A 21,141-nucleotide genomic window follows, 5' to 3' on the forward strand; every position below is an offset into this window, starting at 1 on the left:
ACCTTGGTTGGTGCTTGCGGGAATAAAACCGCCGACCAAGCTCGGCCTCTACCGGGCAGTGGACCGGCGCTTACTTGCCGCGCAACTTCTGGAACCCGGTCACCGCCGCCAGCACAATGGCACCGGCGATGATGCCGACCACCATGTTGCCCAGCGCGTTGACCAGCCAGCCCCACTGGCCTTCACCGCCCAGCGCCTGCACCGCGTGGTGCAGCGCCGGCACGTTGTGCACCAGGATGCCGCCGCCGACCAGGAACATCGCCGCGGTACCGGCCACCGACAGGAACTTCATCAGCCACGGTGCCGACACCAGCAGGCCGCGGCCAACTGCCGCCAGCGCGGCGCCCTTGCGCGACAGGTACAGGCCCAGGTCGTCCAGCTTGACGATGCCGGCGACCAGCCCGTAGACGAACACGGTCATCGCCAGCGCGATCACCACCAGGGTGCTGACCTGGTTGATGAACGACGCCGTCGCAACCACGCCCAGCGACAGCACGATGATTTCGGCCGAGAGGATGAAGTCGGTGCGGATCGCGCCCTTCACCTTGTCCTTTTCCCACGCGACCATGTCCACCTGCGCATCGGCCAGCGCCTTGCGTCGCTCAGCCTGGTGTTCGGCGTCCTCATCGGCGGAATGCAGGAACCGGTGCGCCAGCTTCTCCACGCCCTCGAAGCACAGGAAGGCGCCGCCGATCATCATCAGCGGCACGATCAGCGGCACGTTCCAGCCGCGGCTGTGCAGCCAGGCTTCCAGCGCGCTGATCGCCAGCGCCGCCGGCACCAGGATCACCTTGTTCACCAGCGAGCCCTTGGCCACCGCCCACACCACCGGCAGCTCGCGGTTGGCGTTGACGCCGGTTACCTGCTGCGCGTTCAGCGCCAGGTCGTCGCCCAGCACGCCGGCGGTCTTCTTGGCGGCGACCTTGGTCAGCACCGAGACGTCGTCGAGCAGGGAGGCGATATCGTCGAGCAGGGCAAACAGGCTGGCACCGGCCATGGGGGATCCAGTAAAGGGAATGAGCGGATTCTGACCGATCCGGCGCCACCTGCGGTAGCGGGTTCACCGCGCGCCCACCGGGCGGCGGGGACACTGGAAGCGTAATCCGGTCCCGCCGGCGGCGGGATCACGGACATCGGGTCGTCGTCTTCGAGGAGTGTCGTTTGAGCAATCCGTCCACCGCCACAGGCAATCCCCCGCTGATCCGGGGCATGAACCGGCGCAGCCAGATCCTGCGCCTGCTGATGCGCTACCGCCATTCCGGCGTGTTCTCCGGCATGAACCTGGACGCTGCCGGCAGCCACACCGATGTGCCGCCCGACGGCAATCCGGAGCAGTTCGTCAGTGACCTGGAAGCACTGGGGCCCACCTTCGTCAAGCTCGGGCAGATGCTGTCGACCCGCCCGGACATGGTGCCGGTGGAGTTCGCCACTGCGCTGGAGCGGATGCAGGAGAAGGTGGCCGAGATTCCGGTGGAACGCATCCACGCCATCGTCGAGCAGGAACTGGGTGCACCGGTGAACAAGCTGTTCGCCGCATTCGATCCGCAGCCGCTCGGCTGTGCGTCCATCGCCCAGGTGCATCGCGCGGTGCTGCACGACGGTCGCGAGGTGGCGGTGAAAGTGCAGAAGCCCGAGGTGGCCGCGCAGCTGCGTTCGGATCTGGAAGTGCTGCGCAGCTTCGCCCTGGCCGCCGACCATCTGACCCAGATCGGTCGCCGCGTGCGCCTGCGCGACTGGCTCAACGAATTCGCCAAGACGCTGATGCAGGAGCTGGACTATCACGCCGAGGCCGAGAACCTGTCGCGCTTCGGCCGGCACTTGAAGCCGTTCCGGCGCCTGTGGATTCCGCAGCCGCTGTGGGACTACAGCAGCCATCGCGTGCTGACCATGGAACTGGCCACCGGCGTGCGCGTGGATGCCATTCCCGATGTGCGCCGCACCGAACAGGCGATGGATCCGCTGGCGGCGGCGCTGATCCGCGGTTACCTGGACCAGATCTTCGTGCACGGCGAAATCCATGCCGACCCGCATCCCGGCAACCTGCGGGTGATGCCTGATGGGCGCTTGGCCATCTTCGACCTGGGCATGGTCGCGCACATGCCACCGCGGCTGCGCGAGCGCCTGCTGAAGATCCTGTTTGCCGCCGTCGATGGCCGCGGCGAGGAAGTGGCCGACGACCTGATCAGCATCAGCACGCGGCTGGAGGCATTCGATGAGGAGCGCTACCTGCGCGAGACCGGCCAGCTGATCGCACGCTATGCCGCCAGCGCCAATTTCTCCGAAGGGCGCGTGGTGCTGGACATGGTGCGCATTGCCACCTCGTCCGGATTGCGCACGCCGCCGGAGCTGAGCCTGCTCGGCAAGGCGCTGCTCAACCTTGAAACCGTATGCCGCCTGCTGGCACCGGATCTGGACACGCGCCGCATCGTCGAACGCCAGCTGCAGCACGTGATGCGCGCGCGCCTGAAAAAATCGCTGTCGGCCGCCAACCTGGCCAGCGAGGCGATGGAGCTGCAGCAACTGCTGCGCGACGGGCCGCGCAAGCTGTCGGACATCATGGCGCTGCTGGCCGAGAACCGCCTGCAGATGAAGGTGACCGGGCTGGAAGAATCGCGGCTGATGGAGAACCTGCAGAAGATCGCCAACCGCGTGGCCGCCGGCATCATCAGCGCCGCGTTGATCATGGCGGCGGCAATGATGATGAAGATCGACACGGGCTGGCATGTGCTGGGCTATCCCGCCATCGCACTGGTGCTGTTGTTGATCGGCGTAGTGCTTGGGCTGGGCATCGTGACCAGCGCATTGTTGTTCGATCGCCGTGCGCGTTCGCGCGAGGAACGCGGGCATCGATAGTGTCGCATCCACGCTCGACGTGGATCAGCGAAAACAGTGCATTCATGCAGGTTTTTAATGCAATCGAGCGTGAGTTTTCACGCTCTATTTACGTTCGCAGCGTGATATCGCGCGCACGATTTCAACAAACATTTCAGTCAGGTTCGTGCATGCACTATCGGGTCATCGGCCTGTCATGCAGATGTGCTTGCAGCAGCGCCGGTCGGATGGACACGCGTCGGTACGACGTCCATCGCCACCCCGTCACTGCCGAAGCTGCCTATGCTCTGGATTCTGCTGCTGTCGCTGTTGCTGCTGTCCTGGTTGTTCCTCGCGTCCGCAAAGTGGGTGTGGTGGAAAGCAGGCTTGTTCTCGCTGTTGCTGCTGGCGCTCAGTGCCTGGTGGCTGATCGACAAGCTGTCCGGTGACGGACTCAACGCCGCCACCCTGTACCACCTGGGTGCGGACATGGAAGGCGCCGGTATCGCCGACTTCAAGGGCTACATCGCCGGCTTCATCGTGCTGGCCGCCGTGTCGCTGCTGCCGCTGTTCGCTACGCGGGTGAAGCGTTGGCGCCGCCCCACGGCCGGTGGTGCGTGGTTTGCCGGTTTCGCCGCGCTGTGGATGGCCACGATCATGATCAGTCCATTGGCACGTGACGGGCAGCGCCTCTATCAGCAGCTGCGCCCGGTGGATTTCGCCCGTATCGCCCCCGAATACCAGGTGCCCACGCAGGCCCTGCAGCGCCCACGCAACATCGTCTGGATCTACGGCGAGAGCCTGGAGCGCACCTATCTGGATGAGGCCGTGTTTCCCGGCCTGATGCCCAATCTCAACCGCTTGGCGGCCAGGTCGCTGGATGTACGCGGCCTGGCCTCGGCCGAAGGCGGTGGCTGGACCATCGCCGGCCTGGTGTCGTCGATGTGCGGCGTGCCGCTGACCACCTCGCAGGGTGATGAGAACAGCATGGATCGCATGGGCAGCTTCCTGCCCAAGGCCGTGTGCCTGGGCGATTACCTCAAGCAGCAGGGCTACACCAACCATTACCTGGGCGGTGCCAACGGCCAGTTCGCGGGCAAGGGCCAGTTCCTGGCCAGCCACGGCTTCGATGAAGTGCATGACCTGGCGTGGTTCAAGCTGCAGAAGAAGATCGGCCGCATCCACTACTCGGCGTGGGGCGTGCATGACGACGTGCTGCTGGACACCGCCTACCAGCGCTTCGAGCAGCTGTCGCGACAGGATGCACCGTTCATGCTGACCACGCTGACCATGGACACGCACCACCCCGCCGGGCACCTGCCGGTGGCGTGCAAGGGCGAGCGCTACCAGAGCCAGTACGGCAACATCGGCATGCTCAATGCGCTCAAGTGCACCGACCGCCTCATTTCGCAGCTGGTCGAACGCATCCAGGCCAGCCCGTACGGCAAGGACACGTTGATCGTGATCGCCTCCGATCACCTGGCCATGCCCAATGACCTCAGCCATATCCTGACCAGGCAGAAGCGCGAGAACCTGCTGTTGTTCCTCGGCGATGGCGTGGCCCCGCGCCAGCTGGCCGCCGAAGACGGCTCGACCCTGGATTCCGGTGCCACCCTGCTCAGCCTGCTCGATCCGAACCTGCAGACCATGGGCTTTGGCCGTTCGCTGCTGGACGACAAGCGCGCGCCTAGTGCCAGCGCCGCCGCACGCCGCGACAACGGCCGCGACTATCCGCAGTACCTGGCCTTCGCCCGCTCGCTGTGGCTGGGTGAGCCGACGCGGCAGCTGAAGATCGACGGCGACGACCAGGTGGTGGTGGGCCTGCAGCACGTGCAGCCGCCGGTGCTGCTGGAATACGACAAGGACTGGGACCTGAAATCGGTGTACCTGGAAAACACCTCGCGCCAGTTCGACGATGCCGACCCGGACAACACGCTCGCCTACGTTGATCGCTGCACCGCGTTCGAGGATGGCTCGGCCGACGGCGACTGGTGCGCGCTGTTGGTGAACCGCGACAACGGCATCAAGCTGTACCGCGATGGCGAGCTGCGCAACGGCATCGACGTGGATGCACCACTGGATGCCTTCCAGGGCCCCCGCCCCAGCGTGCGCCAGGCACACATGATCACGCAGAAGGGCCGCCGTACCCGCGCCGGCCAGTACATGCTGCAGCTGGTGGCGAGCACGCGCCCGGATCGCGGTTTCTGGATCGAAGCGGTGTCCTCGCAGCGCAAGGTGGTGCTGGCCCAGCAGTGGGTGCAGCCCGATGCCGATGGCAAGATCAACGTGTCATTCGGGCTCGACCACGAAGTGGATGATCTGGAAATCCGCGCGTGGTTGAACCATGCCGAGAAGCTGGCGGTGGATACGTTCGCACTGGTGCCCTCGCGCGGCCGACCGCGGGGGTAAAGGGGTTCGGCAGGGCTGCGCCCTGCACCTGCTACGAGCCGAAGCGACAGCGACAGCAACAGCTGGTGTTCCGTGGGATGGCGGGGCGGTGTCGGATTGCGGGGACGCCGCAAGTACGTCCTTGTAGGCTTGGCAGCCGCATCCATGCGGCTGACACCCCGCAATCCGACACCGCCCCACCTCTGACATTTCCCTGGTGCCTGGTAGATCCACGCCATGCGTGGATGAATCTCTGTCAGATGTCGAAATCAATCCGGCATGAAATCGAATATTTCGATAGTTCATCGAAGAGCATCCACGCATGGCGTGGACCTACGTGTCGACCAAGGTCGACCCCCCCCAGGAGCACGCCATGCAATTCCGACAGATCGCGGGAATCTGTCGAAGGCGGGGTGGGTCCGGTTGCGGGGGTGTCCGCGGCATGGATGCCGCGGCCAAGCCCCCAGGGATGGGTTTACGGCGTCCCCCGCAACCGGACCCACCCCGCCATGCCACAGGAAACCCGCTTCTGCTGTTGCTGTTGCTGTTGCTGTTGCTGTTGCTGTTGCTGTTGCTGTTGCTGTTGCTGTTGCTGTTGCTCCTGAGGTTGCCGGCCAGCGGCCGGCACTACCGCTTCGGCGGGTGCAGGGCGCAGCCCTGCCGACCGACCCTCTTACTGCGGCGGATCGCGGGTGATGTGGATGTCGGTCGGCGTGGACAGCGGGATGTTCCGCTCGGCCAGGATCTGCAGCAGGCTGAAATACAGATCGCTGCGCGTGCCATACACCTGCCGCGGGCTGGCCACGTAGGCGAAGCTGTTGATGGTGATCTGGCCGCCGGCGATGCTGTCGATGTAGACCGACGGCGCCGGTTGCTGCAGTACCGTGTTGTGGGCCCCGTAGGCATCCAGCAGCGCCTGTCGCAGGCCGGCCACGTCGGTGCTGGTCGGCACCGCGAACTGGATCTGGACGCGGCCCTGGTTGTTGCCCATCGTCATGTTGCGGATGGTCTTGGTGATCAACTCGGAATTGGGCACGATCAAGGTGGACTTGTCGCTCACCTGGATCTCGGTGGAGCGCACGTTGATGCGGCGGATGTCGCCTTCCTGGTCGCCCAGCTTCACCCAGTCGCCGATCTTCACCGGGCGCTCGGTCAGCAGGATCAAGCCGGAGACGAAGTTCTGGATGATTGCCTGCAGGCCGAAGCCGATACCCACCGAGAGCGCACTGACCAGCAGCGCCAGGTTCTTCAGGTTCAGGCCCATCGCCGTCAGCGCCCACAGGCCCACCAGGATGATGCCGACGTAACCGGCGATGGTGCTGATCGAATTGCGTGCACCCAGGTCGAGTTCGGTCTTGGGCAGGTAGGTATCGGTCAACCAACGCTGCAGCAGCTGGGTCAGACCCATGCCCACCAGCAGCACCAGCACGCCGGTGACGATGCGGCCCGGCTGCAGCGTCAGGTCCTTGTTGATCACAATGCCATTGGCCAGCGAGGCAATGCGTTCAACGATCGTGCCGATATTGCCGAACGGTGCGGCCAGCGCCAGCAGGGCGATCAACACCACCAGGGTGCGCAGCATCGCCGACAGCAGCACGCCCGCCTGTTCCAGCTTCGACACGCTCAGGCCGGTGCTGAGCAGGATGGTCTGGCCGACCTTGCTGTCGGCATTCAGCAGCCAGGTGCAGAAGTCATCGACGAACTTGAACAGCAGCGTCGCCGCCAGCACCACGATGCTGCCGCCGATCAGCTGCTGGTTCACGAACTTGGCGAAGTTGACGTAGCCCATCAGAGTGGCGGCGATCGCGGCGACTACTGCGATGTTGCCGGCCACGCGGGCCAGCACCAGCCAGCTGCTGCGTCGTACCGGCAGCTGTGCGCCCAGACCGTCGGCCTGTGCTTCCAGCTTCGCCTCGGCCTCGGCGGTCTGGCGCCGATGCAGGCGCGACAAGGTCACCAGCATGGCCATGATCAGGCCCAGGTAGGTCAGCGCGATCACGCCGTCCAGCGCCACCGTGGTGACATCGCTGGTGCGGGTGGCGCGATCGATGGCCACCAGCACCGTGCTCAGCCAGGCCAGTGCCGCAGCACCCCAGGCGTACTTGCGCAGTTTCAGCGCGGCGGTGTCATCCAGGTTCAGCAGCCGCCACGAAGGCCGCTTGGGCACCAGCAGGCAGGCGCTGAGCGCGGAAATGAAGGCCGCGGCAAACGTCGCCGCCTGCACGCCTTCGGCCACGCTCTGCAGGCGCGGTGGAATCGCGCCGATGGCATCCAGTGCAGCCACCAGCACCACCACGGCGTAGCCGGGCAGCAGGGTGCCCACCAGCAGCAGCCACATGGCCAGACCGGAGCGGCGCAGGCGGCCGTCGGGGGCACGCTCGGACGCAGCGAACCGGCGCCCCAGCGCGCGCAGCCACAGGCGCAACGGGAACATCATCACCAGTGCCGCCGACAGCCCCAGCAGCAACGTGCCCCAGCCATGGGTGGCAATGGCCGTGGTCAGCGCGGCACGGCCCTGCTGGGCCAAAGGAGTGACACGGGCGATATCGTTCGGCAACTGGTCGGCCACCTGTCGCCACAGCGTTGGCGACAGTGGCGAGGCGACCTTGCGCCCCAGTTCCTCGGTGCGCTGCGCGTTGCGCTGCTTGTCGATGTCCGCGCTCAGCTGCTGCGCGCGGACGGCACTGGACTTGGCCTGGGCAATCGATGCCGCGAGGGCATCGCGCTGGCGCGTCAGCGTGCGCCGCTGCGCCGCCAGCTCCGGCGGTTCAGTCGTGTCCTTGGGGGCCTCGCCCAGCTGCGTCAGCTGCTCATTGAGCTGGTCCAGCTGCGGCTGCAGGGTCTTTTCCAGCGCCTCGGCATCGCGCTTGGCCTGTGACGCGTTTTCCGAAAGCGTGCCCAGCGTTTCGATGGCTTCGGCGTCGTTGCGCTTGCGTTCCACCGCCTTCAACGCATTGTCGATATCCGCCAGCTGCTGCTTGGGCGTGGGGTCGTCATCCTGGGCCAGCGCCGGCAGAGCCAGCAGCAGCGTGCAGCACAACAGCAGGGCCAACCAGGGGCCACGCACCAGGATCGTTCGGAAGAAGGAAGACAAGCCAGCCACACCGTTTTGCGCGGACCACCGCGCCTGCGCGCGACTATACGGCAGGTACCGTAAACGGCGGATGCGCAGGCGCTGGCCGCTGGTTGCGGCTCAGTACTTCAGGCGCAGCTCTTCCACCTGCGGCTGCTGCAGCGCGTACCACTCCTGGAATTCTTCCTCGGTGATCTCATCCGGCGCATACACCGCGATCGGGTGCCAGGCATGGTCGGTCGGCAACGGCTGGCGAGGCCCGGCGCGCAGGCTGTAGGCCACGCCTTCGTAGTCCACCAGATCGTCGACCTGCGGCCACTGCTCGCGGGCGAACTGGGTTTCACTCTTCAACAGGATCACCTGGTACATCGGCACCTCCACTTCGGTTGGATCGGAAAAACGCGGCGCTGGCGGAAGCATACCGCTGCACCGATGACGGCACGCGCTCCGCCGAGGCGACGGAATGTTCTGGACATGACCCTCGCCCCGGCTTCACCCGCCCGTGGCGGTGTCCTCGGCATCGTGGGGGTCCTCTCCTGCCACGCCTGACAATGACCGACCTGCCACCCCTGAAGACCGTCACCGACCTCAAGCTGCTCCGCTACCTGGGCACCTGGTACGAGATCGCCCGCCTGCCGATGCGCCACGAGCCGGAGGGCTGCACCGATGTGTCGGCCCATTACCAGCTGCTCGACAACGGCAACGTGGGCGTCACCAACCGCTGCCGCATGGACGGCGAGATCGAGGAAGCCACCGGTGAGGCCTGCGCGATCGACAACGACAGCGCGCGGCTGGAAGTCAGCTTCCTGCCCAAGGGCCTGCGCTGGCTGCCCTTCGCCAAGGGTGACTACTGGGTGATGCAGGTGGCGCCGGACTACAGCGTTGCCCTGGTCGGCAGCCCGGATCGCAAGTACCTGTGGCTGCTGGCACGTGAGCCCCGGCTCGATGCCACCGTGCAGGAACATTATCTGGCCAGCGCGCGCCTGCAGGGCTTCGATCTGTCCGAACTGATCCTGACCCCGCATACCGGCCACCCCACCGCCTGAGCACGAACCCGCATGGACCTGAAGAGTGGCTACCCGTGGTGGGCGGTGCGCAACGGCCTGATCCAGGCCTTTCCGCCGCTGGAACAGGATCTGCAGAGCGATGTGCTGGTGGTCGGTGGTGGCATCACCGGCGCGCTGATCGCCGATGAGCTGTCGGCCCATGGCCACGACGTTGCGTTGATCGAGCAGCGTGACATCGGCTGGGGCAGCACCGCAGCCAGTACCGCGCTGCTGCAGTACGAGATCGATACCCATCTGCTGGAACTGGCCTCGCAGTATGGCCAGGACGCTGCGGCGCTGGCCTACCAGGCCTGTGCGGAGGCGATCCCCGCATTGGGCGAGGTCGCGCGCGGCCTGAAGGACGTCGACTTCAAGCAGATGGACAGCCTGTACCTGGCCAGCCGTCGCCGCGACGTACCGCGGCTGATGGCCGAAGGCGAAGCGCGCCGAGGCATCGGCCTGGATGCGCGCTGGCTGGACCGGGATGCGCTGCAGGAACGTTTCAGCGTCGATGCCGGAGGCGCCCTGCTGACCCGCCAGGCCGCACGGGTCGATCCCTACTGCTTCACTTACGGGCTGTTGCGGCGGTTGCAACGACGCGGCGGCGTGGTGCATGACCGCACCGTGCTGCATACCCTCACCCCCACCGCGCGCGGCGTAACCGCCCGCACCGAATCCGGCATGCAGATCCGCGCCCGCCACGTGGTGCTGGCGATGGGCTATGCCAATCAGCAGTGGTTGGACCCGCGCGTGGCCCGCAACCGCAGCAGCTACGCCTTCATCACCGACCCGATCAACGCCGACGAACTGGGCTGGCTGCAGCGCACGATGGTCTGGGAGAGCGCCCGCCCCTACCTGTACCTGCGTGCCACCGGCGACCGCAGGCTGTTGGTGGGCGGGCTGGACGATGCCATCGATATTCCCGCCCGCCGCGATGGCCGGGTGGACAGCAAGGCCCGCAAACTGATGAAGCAGCTGCTGCAGTGGTTCCCGCACCTGAGGCCGACCCCGGCGTTTTCATGGGCGGGCACCTTTGCCGAGACGGCTGACGGCCTGCCGTTCTTTGGGCCGCATGCGCAATGGGGTCCACGGGTTCAGTTCGCCATGGCTTACGGTGGCAACGGCATCACCTATTCAATGATCGGCGCCGGGCTGCTGCGGGCGCGGATCGAGCGGCGACGGCACCCGCTGCAGGACCTGTTCGGGTTTGGGCGGTTGTAGCGTGAAGCCAGGCATGGCCTGGCTCTACCGCAAACGGGCGCCGACAGGCATCATTCAAGCAACGCCTGCTAGCGTCGGCCTGTACCGCCGCGTGCTGCGCGGCCCCTCTGCGCTGGAGTGCCGTCATGATCCGCCCCCTGACCCTGCTGCTGTGCCTGGCCGCCCTGCCCGGGACCGCGTTGGCGCAGTCCGCCGCCGGCGCCACCGCGCCGCAGGCGTCCGGCCTGGACCTGTCCGTGCCGCAGACGCCTATGCGCTATCTCAACGATCCGACGCTGCAACAGGATCCGCCCGGCACGTTCTACGGCGACAAGACCGGCCCGCGCGTGCACGGCGACGGCAGGATCGCCGACGTGCAGGACGACAAGGTCAAGGTCTCCGGCAGCTTCACCACCGGCATCGGCTATGCCAAGAATTACGGCAACACCCACTACAACGCCGCCACGCTGAATCTCAGCAAGAACTACACCAACGATGAAGGCAAGACCCGTGGGGTCAACGTCAACATCCACGTGAGCGAAGGCAAGGGCCCGGGCTTCTTCGGGCCGTACGGCGGTGGTGGGTATTACGGTGGTGGCCCGGGCTATTGGGATTACCCGCCGCCTTACGGCTGGTAAGCGCACGGTAGGGCCGGCCGCTGGCCGGGTACCTCCTGATCCCGGAAACACCGTGCAGCAGGCGGCCAGCGGCCGGCTCTACCAGGTAGGTGTCGACCTTGGTCGACACACCCTGCTCCCCGCGCCGACCAAGGTCGGCATCTACCAAATCGGGCGTCAATCCAGCCAGCCATCGCGCTCGCTGTGCAGGATGCGACCGTCATGACCGCTCAGGCGCACTTCCACCTTCTGGTTGCGGGCATTGCGCGCTTCCAGCGACCACGTCGCACCATCGCGTTCCAGCGAATGGATCTCGCGCAGGCCCTGCGACTGCGCCTTGGCCAGCACCTGCTCGGTGCTCAGCTGCGCACGTCCATCGTGCTCGTCGAAGATCTCGCCGGTCTTCGGGTCCACATACACCTCGCTGAAACGACCGTCGGCACGGCTGACATCGGCTTCCCACAGGCCATCATCCCGCTCGATCTCATGGATCTGGGTGTAGCCGGCCTTGCGCAGGGTCTGTTCGACCTGGGCCATGCCCAGCGGTGCCGCCTGTACGGCGGGGGCCACGGCCAGGGCGACAACGGTGGCGAGGGTGAGCGACTTCAACATGGGGGTTCTCCTGTTCGGTGCCGGACCATCCCGGCAACGCCACGATGCACGGCGTGGTTAACAGCGGCTTAGCCGGCGCTGTTAGCCAACCGTTAGTCGGCGGCGGCACACTCGCGCCTGTCACTTGTTCCCATGCTTCCAGCCACTCACGTGCCGATCCTGCCCTCCCTGTCCCTGCTGCTGGCCCTGGCCAGCGCCCCGACCGCCGCCGGCCCTGCCCAGGACCCGGCGCAGCAGGTCGCGCGCCGCGCGGTGCAGCAGGGCCGCTACGTGCCGCTGGAAGGCGTGGTGCGCGATGCGCTCAAGCGCCACCCCGGCCAGCTGCTGGAAGTGGAACTGGACGATGGCGTGTACGAAGTGGAGATCCTGCGCGCCGACGGCGTGGTGGTGGAGCTGGACTATGATGCGCGCAACGGCAGGCTGTTGAAGACGGAGCTGGACGACTGATGCGCATCCTGTTGGCCGAAGACGATGCCGCATTGGCAGAGCGCCTGCAGCCGCTGCTGGAGCAGGCCGGTTACGTGGTCGAGGTGGTGGCCGATGGTCGCCAGGCCGAGGAGATCGGCCAGGTGGAAGACCTGCAGGCCGCCATCGTCGATCTGGGCCTGCCCGGGCTGGACGGCCTGAGCGTGATCGAACGCTGGCGCGGCAACGGCCGCGACTTTCCCGTGCTGGTGCTGACCGCACGCGGGCGCTGGCATGACAAGCTGGCCGGCTTCGACGCCGGCGCCGACGACTACCTGACCAAACCCTTCCAGGCCGACGAACTGGTGCTGCGCCTGCGCGCGCTGATCCGCCGCAGCCACGGCCATGCCAGTCCACGGTTGCAGTGCGGTCCACTGCAGCTGGACGTCAATGCCGGGCGCTTCGACCTGGATGGCCAGGCGTTGGCGCTGAGCCCGCAGGAATTCCGCCTGCTGAGCTACTTCATCCACCACAGCGGCCAGGTGATCGGCCGCGACCGCCTGGGCGAACATGTGTTCGATGGCGGTCATGACCCCGATTCGAATGCGCTGGACGTATTGCTGGGGCGGGTGCGCCGCAAGCTCGGCACCGACCTGATCCAGACCGTACGCGGCCAGGGCTGGCGGTTGGCCGCGCCGTGAGCCGGCAGCCGTCATTGCGACGCCGGCTGCTGCTGGCCGGTGGCATCGGCCTGCTGCTGGTCTCGGCACTGGCCAGTGCGCTGCTGGGGGAACTGTTCAAGCGCAGCGCGCGCGACCGCCTGGACAACGAACTGCAGCAGGACATGCTGACCCTGCTGGCGCAGGCCGAGATCGATGCCGATGGCCAGCTGCAGCTGCGCCAAGAACCCAACGATGCGCGCTTCCAGCGCGTGTTCTCCGGCGCGTACTGGCAGATCGCCGATGGCAGCGGGAAGGTGCTGCTGCAGTCACGTTCGTTGTGGGACGAAACGCTGCCAGTGGCCGCCACTGGCACGGCCGAACGCAATCTGCCGGGCCCGCTGCAGCAATCGCTGCGCGCGCGCGTGCAGCCGGTGCGCCTGCCCCGCGCGAACCAACCCTATGTCGCCGTGGTCGCCACCGACCGCAGTGCGCTGGATGCGGACGTCGCCGCATTCCGCCAACGCAGCGCAATGGCGTTGGCCGTGCTGGTGGCGGCGTGGCTGGCGGTACTGGCCAGCCAGGTACATTTCGGTCTGCGGCCCTTGCAGCGTCTCGGTGCGCAGCTGGAACGCGTGCGCCGCGGCGATGCACAGCGCATCGATACGGCCGGATTGGGCGCTGAAATCGCACCGCTCGGTGAGGAGCTCAATACCCTGCTCGACCACCAGCAACGCATGGTCAGCCGCGCCCGCACCAGCGCACAGGATCTGGCGCATGCGCTGAAGACACCGCTGAGCGTGCTCGCCGCCGAAGTCGATGGCGAGGGCCGCGCGTGGCGCGCGACGCTGCGCGAACAGGGCGCACGCATGCAGGCCAGCGTCGATCGCTATCTTGCCGCCGGACTGACCGCCGACCATCGCGATCGCACGCCGGTGGCCACGGTTGCACAGGCGCTATGCGGGTTGATGGCGCGCGTGCATGGCGACCGTGCGCTGCAGTTCCAGGCCGAGGGCATTGCCGACGACCTGCAGTTCGCCGGTGCCAGCGCCGACCTGGAAGAGATGCTCGGCAACCTGCTCGACAACGCCGGCAAGTGGGCACAACGAGAAATAACTGTTACCGCGCGTGCGGAAGAAGAGCAGTTGCGCATTGATGTGCGCGACGACGGTCCGGGGCTGGCAGCCGAGGCGCTGGCGCAGGTGACCCTGCGTGGCGTGCGGCTGGATGAGCGCGAAAACAGCAGCGGCCTGGGCCTGGCCATCGTGGGCGATATCGCCGCCAGTTATGGTGGCCGGCTGGCGCTGGAGAATGCACAACCGGGATTGCGCGCCACGTTGTGGTTGCCGATGGGGTGACGCGCCGCTGCGCTCGCCGGGCATGGCCCGGCGCTACCGGATCATGCGCCACCCTGCAGGTGTCGACCTTGGTCGACACGCATCAAGAGCGCCGACCAAAGTCGGCATCTACCAAGCCTCAGCGGTGATGCATCCACCAGCAGTCGATGGCATCGAGCACGATGTGGATCATCAAACCGATGCCCACCAGCCTCGTCTTCTTCGGCACGCACAGCCCGGCATACACGGCAATCGCCGGTGCGGTATGCAGCGGGTGGAAGCCGATGCTGCAGCGGTTCGGGGCGTAGATCGGATCGGCCAACAGATGGTCCAGGTCGATGATCCAGCCCAGCAGCAGCAGCAACCACGCCGAGGCGAAGCGCTTGCGCCAGAACAGCCATGCCAGCAGGGCTGGCACGGCGGCATGCAGGAACAGATGGAAGATCGCGCGGGCGCTCATCAGCACCGGTAGCGCCGGGCCATGCCCGGCGTTCCCGTCACCCTCAGATCAACGGTTCGTCGGACAGGTAGGTGTAACCGGTCAGGCCCGCTTCCAGCGCTTCGGACAGTTCCTGCGCGCGTTCCGGTGACAGGTCCGCCGATGCCACGCGTTCGGCGTAGGCCGCACGCAGGTCATCCAGCTTGTAGCCCACGTAGTCCAGCATCACGTCGGTGGTATCGCCGCGGCGCTGCTGGGTGATGGCATAGCCATCGGCATCGGCCAGCACTTCCACCGCGTCGGTATCGCCGAACAGGTTGTGGATGTCGCCGAGGATTTCCTGGTAGGCACCGACCATGAAGAAACCGATGCGGTAGCTCTCGCCGTGCTTGATCGCGTGCAGCGGCAGCGAGCTGTCCAGGCTTTCGTTCTCGACGTAGGTCTTGACCATGCCATCGGAATCGCAGGTCATGTCGGCGATGATGCCGCGGCGATCCGGCGCCTCGTTCAAGCGCTCGATCGGCACGATCGGGAACACCTGGTCGATCGCCCACGCATCGGGAATCGATTCGAACACGCTGAAGTTGACGAAGTACTTGTCGACCAGGCGCTCGTTCAGTTCATCCAGCGCCGGGCGATGGCTCTTCTCGTCGTAGCTCAGGCGCGCACGCACGCCATGGGCGATGGCATAGAACAGATCGTCGATGCGCGCACGCTGCGGCAGGTCGATCTGGCCCAGCGCATAGCTGGACAGGCCTTCGGCATGGAAGTGCTGTGCTTCCTGGAACAGCTCCACCGCCGGACGCACGTCCAGTTCTTCGTGGATCTCGCGCAGGTGGCGGATCGAAGCCGGCTCGTCATCGTGCTGGTCCGGCACGCGGCCTTCCTGCGCTTGTTCCACTTCAGACACGTTGGCGATCAGCACCGCGTGGTGCGCGGTCATCGCACGCCCACACTCGGTGACGATGCGCGGCGGGGTCAGGCCGTGTTCTTCGCAGGCGTTGGCCAGCGGCTGCACGATGTTGCTGGCGTACGAATTGAGGCCGTAGTTGATCGAGCAGAAGCTGCGCGAACGGGTGCCTTCGTAGTCCACGCCCAGGCCACCGCCCACGTCGACGTGGGTGATCTTCGCACCCAGCTGTGACAGCTCGACGAAGTAGCGGGTGGCTTCGCGCATGCCGTTGGCGATGTCGCGCACGTTGGAGATCTGCGAGCCCATGTGGAAGTGCAGCAGGCTCAGGCAGTCGGCGTATTCGGTATCGCGCAGCGACTTCCACAGGTCCAGCAGCTGGCGCGGCGACAGCCCGAACTTGGCCTTGTCGCCACCGCTGTTCTGCCACTTGCCGGCGCCCAGCGAGGCCAGGCGCATGCGCACGCCCAGGCCCGGCTTCACGTCCAGCGCCTTGGATTCTTCCAGCACCAGCTTCAGCTCGGACGGCTTCTCGATGACGATGAAGGTCTGCAGGCCCAGCTTGCGGCCGATCAGGGCCAGGCGGATGTACTCGCGGTCCTTGTAGCCGTTGCAGACGATCAGGCCGCCCGGGCGCGACAGCGCCAGCACGGCCATCAGTTCCGGCTTGCTGCCCGCTTCCAGGCCGAAGCCTTCACCGTGGTGGCTGGCCAGGGTGCCGGCCACGCCGCGGTGCTGGTTCACCTTGATCGGGTACACGGCGGTGTAGCCGCCCGGGTAGTCCCAATCCTGCTGGGCCTGGGCGAACGCCGCCTGCAGCTTGCCCAGGCGCTGGCCGAGGATGTCCGGGAAGCGCACCAGCAGCGGCAGCTTGGCACCAGCCGCGCGCGCAGCATCGACCACCTTGGGCAGCGACACCACCGGGCCATCCGCCCCGGTCGGTCTCACCACCATGTGCCCGGCCTGATCCACGTCGAAATAGCCATCCGCCCAGTGCGGGATCGAGTAGGTCTTGCGGGCTTGGTCGAGGGACCAATCGGTCATTGCAGTCGGCCTTGTGGCAAATAAAAGGGGGGGCATGATAACGCCTATATGCCCACAGGTTCGTTATCATGCGCGCCCGCGCCCGTGGCAGGTCTGAACCTGAACGGGCCGATCCGTCCGGATGCGTGGCACCCCGCCTTCAGCCCGGCTCCATCCCCTCCGAACAGGAATGCTTTCCCATGACTGACAACAGCAACTGGTACATCGAACACTTCGAGCGCACCGGCTCGGCCATCGGCTACCGCATCACCGGCAAGCTGGACGAAGTGCAGTCGCCGTTCCAGAAGATCGAGATCTTCCAGACCACCGACTGGGGCAACCTGATGACCATCGATGGGGCCATCATGCTGACCAGCAAGGACAACTTCTTCTACCACGAGATGATCAGCCACCCGGTACTGTTCACCCACGCCGCGCCCAAGCGCGTGGTGATCATCGGCGGCGGCGACTGCGGCACCCTGCGTGAAGTGCTCAAGCACAAGGGCGTGGAGAGCGTGACCCAGTGCGACATCGACGAACAGGTGACGGTGATGGCGCGCAAGCACTTCCCGGAACTGTGCGATTCCAACGACGACCCGCGCGCCGAGCTGATGTTCGACGACGGCGTGGCCTACATGGCCAACTGCCCGGCCGGCAGCGTGGACGTGGTGATCGTCGATTCGACCGATCCGGTCGGCCCGGGTGAAGGCCTGTTCAACAAGGCGTTCTACGAGAGCTGCTTCAAGGCCCTGAAGGACGACGGCATCCTGGTGCAGCAGTCCGAGTCGCCGCTGATGCAGCTGGAGCTGATCAACGAAATGCGCACCGAGATGGGCAAGGCCGGCTTCGGCTCGTTCAAGACCCTGCCGTTCCCGCAGCCGTGCTACCCCACCGGCTGGTGGAGCGTGACCCTGGCGCGCAAGGGCGACAGCAGCTTCGACTTCCGCCAGGCCGATTCGGCCGCCAAGACCTTCGACACCCTGTACTACACCGCTGCGCTGCACACCGGCGTGCTGGTGACCCCGCCGTTCGTGAAGGCGGCGCTGAAGTAAGGCGTGCCGACCAACGGTCGGCACCTACCAAAGCAAAAACCCGCGCTGGCAACAGCGCGGGTTTTTGTTTTTACGGGTAGTGCCGGCCGCTGGCCGGCAACCTCATCAAACCCAACGCATCAGAGCGCCCAGATACCGGCGATCACCGCCACCACCAGGCCCCACTTGATCACCTGATAGGCCACCACGCTGCGCTCGCGCAGCGCCTTGGCCTTCAGCCGCACCTTGTACACGCTGCCGAAGGCCTTGTTGACGCCACCGGTCGGGTCGCCCGGCAGGTTCGGCGAGGCGCCACCGGCCAGCAGCGTGGACGCCACCAAGCGGTTGAACAGGCCCGGCAGGCCGAAGCGCAGCGGGCGGGCGATATCGCAGAACAGGATCACCCGGTCATCAGGCGTCTCGTTGTGCGCATGGTGGATGTAGGTTTCGTCGAACATCATCCACTCACCGTCGCGCCAGCTCTTCTTGATGCCGTCCACTTCGATGTAGCAGGCATCGTTGTTGGGCGTGGCCAGGCCCAGGTGCAGGCGCAGCGAACCGGCGAACGGGTCGCGGTGCGGGCGCAGCTCGCTGCCCGACGGCAGCTGCGCGAACATCGCCGCGCGCACGTCCGGCAGCGATTCCAGCAGCGCGGTGGTCTTGGGGCACATCGCCTTGGCCGACGGGTGCGAGGGGCCGTACCACTTCAGGTAGAAGCGCTTCCAGCCGCGGCGGAAGAACGAATTGAAACCCGCATCGTTGAACGTGCTGGACGCGGCGATCGCCTGCGCATCGCGCAGTGCCAGTGCCTCGTCGCGGATCATCTGCCAGTTCTGCCGCAACGGCTCCAGCTGTGGGAATTCCTTGCCCGGGTCCAGGAACGGCGTGGTCGGCACCTTCGAGAACATGTACATGACCACGTTGATCGGGGCCATGAAGCTGGAGTGGTCCAGCAGCTGGCGCGACCAGCGCGCACGGACCTTGCCACGGAAGTGGATGTACAGCACGCAGGACACGAACAGCGCCGCAAGTACGATTTTGATGATCAAAGCACTTTCCTCCAGCACGCGCCGGACAGGGAAACAGGGCGATGCGGCCGCAGGGCCGGCATCAGTGGGGGAACGCGGCAGGAGACGGGGACGTGCCGGGTGGGTGCGGCCGTCGATGTCGCGTGTAACAGCTTATGGTCGGCAGGCCGTGCGCCGGGGTCAAGCCAAGCGTGCGTGGGCCGCAGCGCTGCGCCGCGAACGCTGCCGGCCATACTTGCAAGCCATTGAAATTAAATTGCTTTTCGCAAAGTGAGACAGAATTGTCCGAAAAAGCGCGACGAACTGTTCCAGCCACGACGCCGACATTTCTCCGACAAATCGTGGAATAGCGAACTTGCCGGTACTAAAATTGACTTAACGAAAGTTTAGCCAGTCCCCCCGTCGTACCGGTTCGCTTGACGCTTCAGCGCCGCCCACCGGGTCGCCCGAGACCCCACATGATCCCTTCCATCACTCCCTCCCCGTCCTGCGGCGATGACGCCGTGGCGCCGCTGCTGCTCAAGCGCGGCGAGCGTTTCCTCGCCCCCGATGTCTACCGCACCTGCCTGGACGGCCGTCCGGCGGTGGTGAAGGACTACTCCCGCTACCGTGGCACCCCGGTGTCGCCGATCGCCCGGCTGATGGTGCGCCGCGAGGCGCGCATGCTGGAGCGGCTGGGCGGCTGGAAGCACGCCCCGGCCCTGCTCGGCACCCTCGGTGGCCTCGCACTGGGCATGGAATTCATCCCCGGCCAGACGTTGAGCACCGCGCAGGCCGTGGGCAATGAAGTATTCGAACAGCTGCAGCACGCGCTGAGCCGCCTGCATGCCGCCGGCATCACCCACAACGACCTGCATGGCACCAACGTGGTGGTCAGCGCCGGCGTGCCGGTACTGCTGGATTTCACCTCGGCCTGGCGCGTACCGCGCTGGCTGCGCCGCAACCCGCTGAGCCGGCAGCTGAGCCGCAGCGACATGAAGAACCTGCTGAAGATGCGCCAGCGCGTGACCGGGCAGGCGCCGAGCCCTGCGCAGGCGGCGTTGGTGGCCGACCCCGGCTGGGTGGCGGCCGTGCGCCAAGGCTGGAAGCGGTTCTACAAGTGGGCCAAGCGTCGGTAGGCGCTTCGCTTCACCCGCTTTACCGGTAGAGGTCGAGCTTGCTCGACCGCTCTTCGTTCCGGCGACGCAAAACCTCGCCGGTCACGTCCCTCTCGGCGGCTTACAACGCGTCCGCGTCCAGCTCACCAGTACGAATACGCACCACGCTGCCCAGCTCGTACACGAACACCTTGCCGTCGCCGATCTTGCCGGTGCCCGCCGCCTTCACGATGGCTTCCACCACCACGTCCACCTGATCGTCGGTCACCGCCACTTCCAGCTTCACCTTCGGCAGGAAGTCGACCACGTACTCGGCGCCACGGTACAGCTCGGTATGGCCCTTCTGGCGACCGAAGCCCTTCACTTCCGTCACCGTGATCCCGGTAACACCGCGCTCGGCCAGCGCTTCGCGCACGTCGTCGAGCTTGAACGGCTTGATCACCGCCATGACCATCTTCATCGTCTATCTCCTGTATTCCGGCGTGGAGGATAGCGCCTGAACGCTGCCGGTGCGAAACCCCCAGCGCCTGTCCGGCAGCCCGGGGCCGGCAGTATCCTTATCGCCGAACCGCCGTGGCCGCGCCGGATGCGCAGGCCCACCACCCCACGGAGCACCCCATGATCGACCTGAACCAAATCGATGACCTCGCCCGTCGCCTCAGCGACCTGGTGCCGCCGGGCCTGCGCGAATCGCGCGAGGAGCTGCAGGCCACCTTCAAGAGCGCGCTGCAGGCGGGGCTGGCCAAGCTGGACCTGGTGACCCGCGAAGAGTTTGAAGTGCAGCGCGCAGTGCTGCTGAAGACCCGCGAGAAACTGGATGCACTGGAAACGGCGGTGCGCGAGCTGGAACAGGGCCGCAGCGACGCCGGCTGAGTGGACCGCCCCTGCGGCCGTGAACAACAAGGCCCGCGATTGCGGGCCTTTTTGTGTCATGCCCAACGAGCTCACTCCAGCATGGTCTACACGCAGTATCTGCCCGGGGCAGCGGCTTACTCATTGAACCGGAACGACCGGACCTCCTCAATGTCCAAGACAACGAGGCCCTCCGGCTGCAGCCGTACCCGCCCAGATACCTCCACGACGGCCGTGGTGTTGCACACCGCTGGAGCATCGCGCTTCAAGCAGATGCGCTTCTGTTCCGCGTAGAACCGCTTGACCGAATCGGACGACCCATGCCTGCCGATCACCAGGATGTACCCACCCTCGCCGCAATGGGAATTGCGCAACATCTCGAAGTGCCGGTTATCCGTTATGTACGTTGCGGACAACACAACCTCTTCCGCATCGTGTTGGCTGGGGTTGCCCGCGATGGCGCACAGTAATTCGTCGCGGGGCTCTACCTCCACCGTGGTCGCGACACGATGCGCGCATGCCGGCAGCATCAGGGTCAGCACGAACGCGGCACACGCTGGCTTCATGGTCATTTGTCCTTCGCGGTCCTTTGCTGACGTGCCTCCCAGCACTT

19 protein-coding genes and 1 pseudogene are annotated in these 21,141 nt (G+C 66.0%); 11 read left to right on the top strand and 9 right to left on the bottom strand.

The window, feature by feature from the left end:
- Window positions 1-70: 70 nt before the first annotated feature.
- A complete protein-coding gene (locus AC07UW_RS10285; RefSeq protein ID WP_025874576.1) occupies window positions 71-997 on the bottom strand; it encodes a DUF808 domain-containing protein in 927 nt (308 codons plus the stop codon).
- A gap of 203 nt (window positions 998-1,200) precedes the next feature.
- On the opposite strand from AC07UW_RS10285, the pseudogene AC07UW_RS10290 reads away from it, so the two are divergent.
- A pseudogene (locus tag AC07UW_RS10290) lies at window positions 1,201-2,853 on the top strand (ABC1 kinase family protein); the annotation flags it as partial.
- Window positions 2,854-3,114: 261 nt separating this feature from the next.
- On the top strand, window positions 3,115-5,220 hold the full coding sequence (locus AC07UW_RS10295; protein WP_495211985.1) for a phosphoglycerol transferase I: 2,106 nt from the start codon (window positions 3,115-3,117) through the stop codon (window positions 5,218-5,220).
- Window positions 5,221-5,872: 652 nt separating this feature from the next.
- Here AC07UW_RS10295 and AC07UW_RS10300 read toward each other — a convergent pair.
- Window positions 5,873-8,302, bottom strand: coding sequence for a DUF3772 domain-containing protein (locus AC07UW_RS10300; protein ID WP_495211986.1), 2,430 nt, complete (start codon window positions 8,300-8,302; stop codon window positions 5,873-5,875).
- 90 nt (window positions 8,303-8,392) lie between these two features.
- The gene (locus tag AC07UW_RS10305; RefSeq protein ID WP_089237451.1) at window positions 8,393-8,641 is read right to left on the bottom strand and encodes a hypothetical protein; all 249 of its coding nucleotides are present in this window, start codon (window positions 8,639-8,641) and stop codon (window positions 8,393-8,395) included.
- A 182-nt stretch (window positions 8,642-8,823) separates the two neighbouring features.
- Here AC07UW_RS10305 and AC07UW_RS10310 point away from each other — a divergent pair, with 182 nt between their 5' ends.
- The 3 genes from AC07UW_RS10310 to AC07UW_RS10320 all read left to right on the top strand — a co-directional run bounded on the left by AC07UW_RS10310 (window position 8,824) and on the right by AC07UW_RS10320 (window position 11,156).
- Complete coding sequence (locus AC07UW_RS10310) at window positions 8,824-9,318, top strand: lipocalin family protein (protein ID WP_223496955.1); 495 nt, start codon at window positions 8,824-8,826, stop codon at window positions 9,316-9,318.
- A 12-nt stretch (window positions 9,319-9,330) separates the two neighbouring features.
- Complete coding sequence (locus AC07UW_RS10315) at window positions 9,331-10,539, top strand: NAD(P)/FAD-dependent oxidoreductase (protein ID WP_223496957.1); 1,209 nt, start codon at window positions 9,331-9,333, stop codon at window positions 10,537-10,539.
- Between the two features lie 125 nt (window positions 10,540-10,664).
- On the top strand, window positions 10,665-11,156 hold the full coding sequence (locus AC07UW_RS10320) for a hypothetical protein (protein WP_025874569.1): 492 nt from the start codon (window positions 10,665-10,667) through the stop codon (window positions 11,154-11,156).
- 156 nt (window positions 11,157-11,312) lie between these two features.
- Here AC07UW_RS10320 and AC07UW_RS10325 read toward each other — a convergent pair whose 3' ends face one another.
- A complete protein-coding gene (locus AC07UW_RS10325; protein WP_025874568.1) occupies window positions 11,313-11,747 on the bottom strand; it encodes a PepSY domain-containing protein in 435 nt (144 codons plus the stop codon).
- Between the two features lie 156 nt (window positions 11,748-11,903).
- Here AC07UW_RS10325 and AC07UW_RS10330 point away from each other — a divergent pair, with 156 nt between their 5' ends.
- The 3 genes from AC07UW_RS10330 to AC07UW_RS10340 are packed head-to-tail and all read left to right on the top strand — an operon-like array spanning window position 11,904 to window position 14,169.
- Window positions 11,904-12,194: a PepSY domain-containing protein gene (locus AC07UW_RS10330; protein ID WP_025874567.1), complete on the top strand. Its 291-nt coding sequence runs from the start codon at window positions 11,904-11,906 to the stop codon at window positions 12,192-12,194.
- Entirely contained in the window at window positions 12,194-12,853 is a 660-nt protein-coding gene (locus AC07UW_RS10335; RefSeq protein WP_025874566.1) for a response regulator transcription factor, read from the top strand. Before AC07UW_RS10330 ends, AC07UW_RS10335 begins: the two co-directional genes overlap by 1 nt.
- Window positions 12,850-14,169: an ATP-binding protein gene (locus AC07UW_RS10340; RefSeq protein WP_495211987.1), complete on the top strand. Its 1,320-nt coding sequence runs from the start codon at window positions 12,850-12,852 to the stop codon at window positions 14,167-14,169. The genes AC07UW_RS10335 and AC07UW_RS10340 overlap by 4 nt, the downstream gene beginning before the upstream one ends.
- A gap of 118 nt (window positions 14,170-14,287) precedes the next feature.
- Here the strand turns inward: AC07UW_RS10340 and AC07UW_RS10345 are convergent, their stop codons facing one another.
- Window positions 14,288-14,608 carry a DUF6122 family protein gene (locus AC07UW_RS10345; RefSeq protein ID WP_033832425.1) on the bottom strand — a complete coding sequence of 107 codons (321 nt, stop codon included), beginning with the start codon at window positions 14,606-14,608 and terminating at the stop codon, window positions 14,288-14,290.
- 43 nt (window positions 14,609-14,651) lie between these two features.
- Window positions 14,652-16,541, bottom strand: coding sequence for an arginine decarboxylase (speA, locus tag AC07UW_RS10350; protein ID WP_025874563.1), 1,890 nt, complete (start codon window positions 16,539-16,541; stop codon window positions 14,652-14,654).
- A 179-nt stretch (window positions 16,542-16,720) separates the two neighbouring features.
- On the opposite strand from speA, the gene speE reads away from it, so the two are divergent.
- On the top strand, window positions 16,721-17,572 hold the full coding sequence (gene speE / locus AC07UW_RS10355) for a polyamine aminopropyltransferase (RefSeq protein WP_025874562.1): 852 nt from the start codon (window positions 16,721-16,723) through the stop codon (window positions 17,570-17,572).
- A 119-nt stretch (window positions 17,573-17,691) separates the two neighbouring features.
- On the opposite strand, the gene AC07UW_RS10360 is transcribed toward speE, so the two are convergent.
- A complete protein-coding gene (locus AC07UW_RS10360) occupies window positions 17,692-18,597 on the bottom strand; it encodes an aspartyl/asparaginyl beta-hydroxylase domain-containing protein (protein WP_049465655.1) in 906 nt (301 codons plus the stop codon).
- Between the two features lie 440 nt (window positions 18,598-19,037).
- Here AC07UW_RS10360 and AC07UW_RS10365 point away from each other — a divergent pair, with 440 nt between their 5' ends.
- On the top strand, window positions 19,038-19,697 hold the full coding sequence (locus tag AC07UW_RS10365; protein ID WP_051585083.1) for an RIO1 family regulatory kinase/ATPase domain-containing protein: 660 nt from the start codon (window positions 19,038-19,040) through the stop codon (window positions 19,695-19,697).
- 100 nt (window positions 19,698-19,797) lie between these two features.
- Here the strand turns inward: AC07UW_RS10365 and AC07UW_RS10370 are convergent, their stop codons facing one another.
- Window positions 19,798-20,136, bottom strand: coding sequence for a P-II family nitrogen regulator (locus AC07UW_RS10370; RefSeq protein WP_495211988.1), 339 nt, complete (start codon window positions 20,134-20,136; stop codon window positions 19,798-19,800).
- A gap of 158 nt (window positions 20,137-20,294) precedes the next feature.
- Here AC07UW_RS10370 and ubiK point away from each other — a divergent pair, with 158 nt between their 5' ends.
- The gene (ubiK, locus tag AC07UW_RS10375) at window positions 20,295-20,549 is read left to right on the top strand and encodes a ubiquinone biosynthesis accessory factor UbiK (protein ID WP_080149656.1); all 255 of its coding nucleotides are present in this window, start codon (window positions 20,295-20,297) and stop codon (window positions 20,547-20,549) included.
- Window positions 20,550-20,665: 116 nt separating this feature from the next.
- On the opposite strand, the gene AC07UW_RS10380 is transcribed toward ubiK, so the two are convergent.
- Entirely contained in the window at window positions 20,666-21,100 is a 435-nt protein-coding gene (locus AC07UW_RS10380) for a hypothetical protein (protein ID WP_080149655.1), read from the bottom strand.
- Between the last annotated feature and the right edge of the window lie 41 nt (window positions 21,101-21,141).

The organism is Stenotrophomonas sp. GW821-FHT02D01 (assembly GCF_059421765.1).

Coding starts and splice junctions, on each gene's coding strand:
- AC07UW_RS10345 (WP_033832425.1), bottom strand. CDS start 14,608: ATGAGCGCCCGCGCGATCTTCCATCTGTTCCTGCATGCCGCCGTGCCA.
- AC07UW_RS10305 (WP_089237451.1), bottom strand. CDS start 8,641: ATGTACCAGGTGATCCTGTTGAAGAGTGAAACCCAGTTCGCCCGCGAG.
- speA (WP_025874563.1), bottom strand. CDS start 16,541: ATGACCGATTGGTCCCTCGACCAAGCCCGCAAGACCTACTCGATCCCG.
- AC07UW_RS10335 (WP_025874566.1), top strand. CDS start 12,194: ATGCGCATCCTGTTGGCCGAAGACGATGCCGCATTGGCAGAGCGCCTG.
- AC07UW_RS10295 (WP_495211985.1), top strand. CDS start 3,115: ATGCTCTGGATTCTGCTGCTGTCGCTGTTGCTGCTGTCCTGGTTGTTC.
- AC07UW_RS10320 (WP_025874569.1), top strand. CDS start 10,665: ATGATCCGCCCCCTGACCCTGCTGCTGTGCCTGGCCGCCCTGCCCGGG.
- AC07UW_RS10380 (WP_080149655.1), bottom strand. CDS start 21,100: ATGACCATGAAGCCAGCGTGTGCCGCGTTCGTGCTGACCCTGATGCTG.
- AC07UW_RS10315 (WP_223496957.1), top strand. CDS start 9,331: ATGGACCTGAAGAGTGGCTACCCGTGGTGGGCGGTGCGCAACGGCCTG.
- ubiK (WP_080149656.1), top strand. CDS start 20,295: ATGATCGACCTGAACCAAATCGATGACCTCGCCCGTCGCCTCAGCGAC.
- AC07UW_RS10365 (WP_051585083.1), top strand. CDS start 19,038: ATGATCCCTTCCATCACTCCCTCCCCGTCCTGCGGCGATGACGCCGTG.
- AC07UW_RS10285 (WP_025874576.1), bottom strand. CDS start 997: ATGGCCGGTGCCAGCCTGTTTGCCCTGCTCGACGATATCGCCTCCCTG.
- AC07UW_RS10310 (WP_223496955.1), top strand. CDS start 8,824: ATGACCGACCTGCCACCCCTGAAGACCGTCACCGACCTCAAGCTGCTC.
- speE (WP_025874562.1), top strand. CDS start 16,721: ATGACTGACAACAGCAACTGGTACATCGAACACTTCGAGCGCACCGGC.
- AC07UW_RS10325 (WP_025874568.1), bottom strand. CDS start 11,747: ATGTTGAAGTCGCTCACCCTCGCCACCGTTGTCGCCCTGGCCGTGGCC.
- AC07UW_RS10370 (WP_495211988.1), bottom strand. CDS start 20,136: ATGAAGATGGTCATGGCGGTGATCAAGCCGTTCAAGCTCGACGACGTG.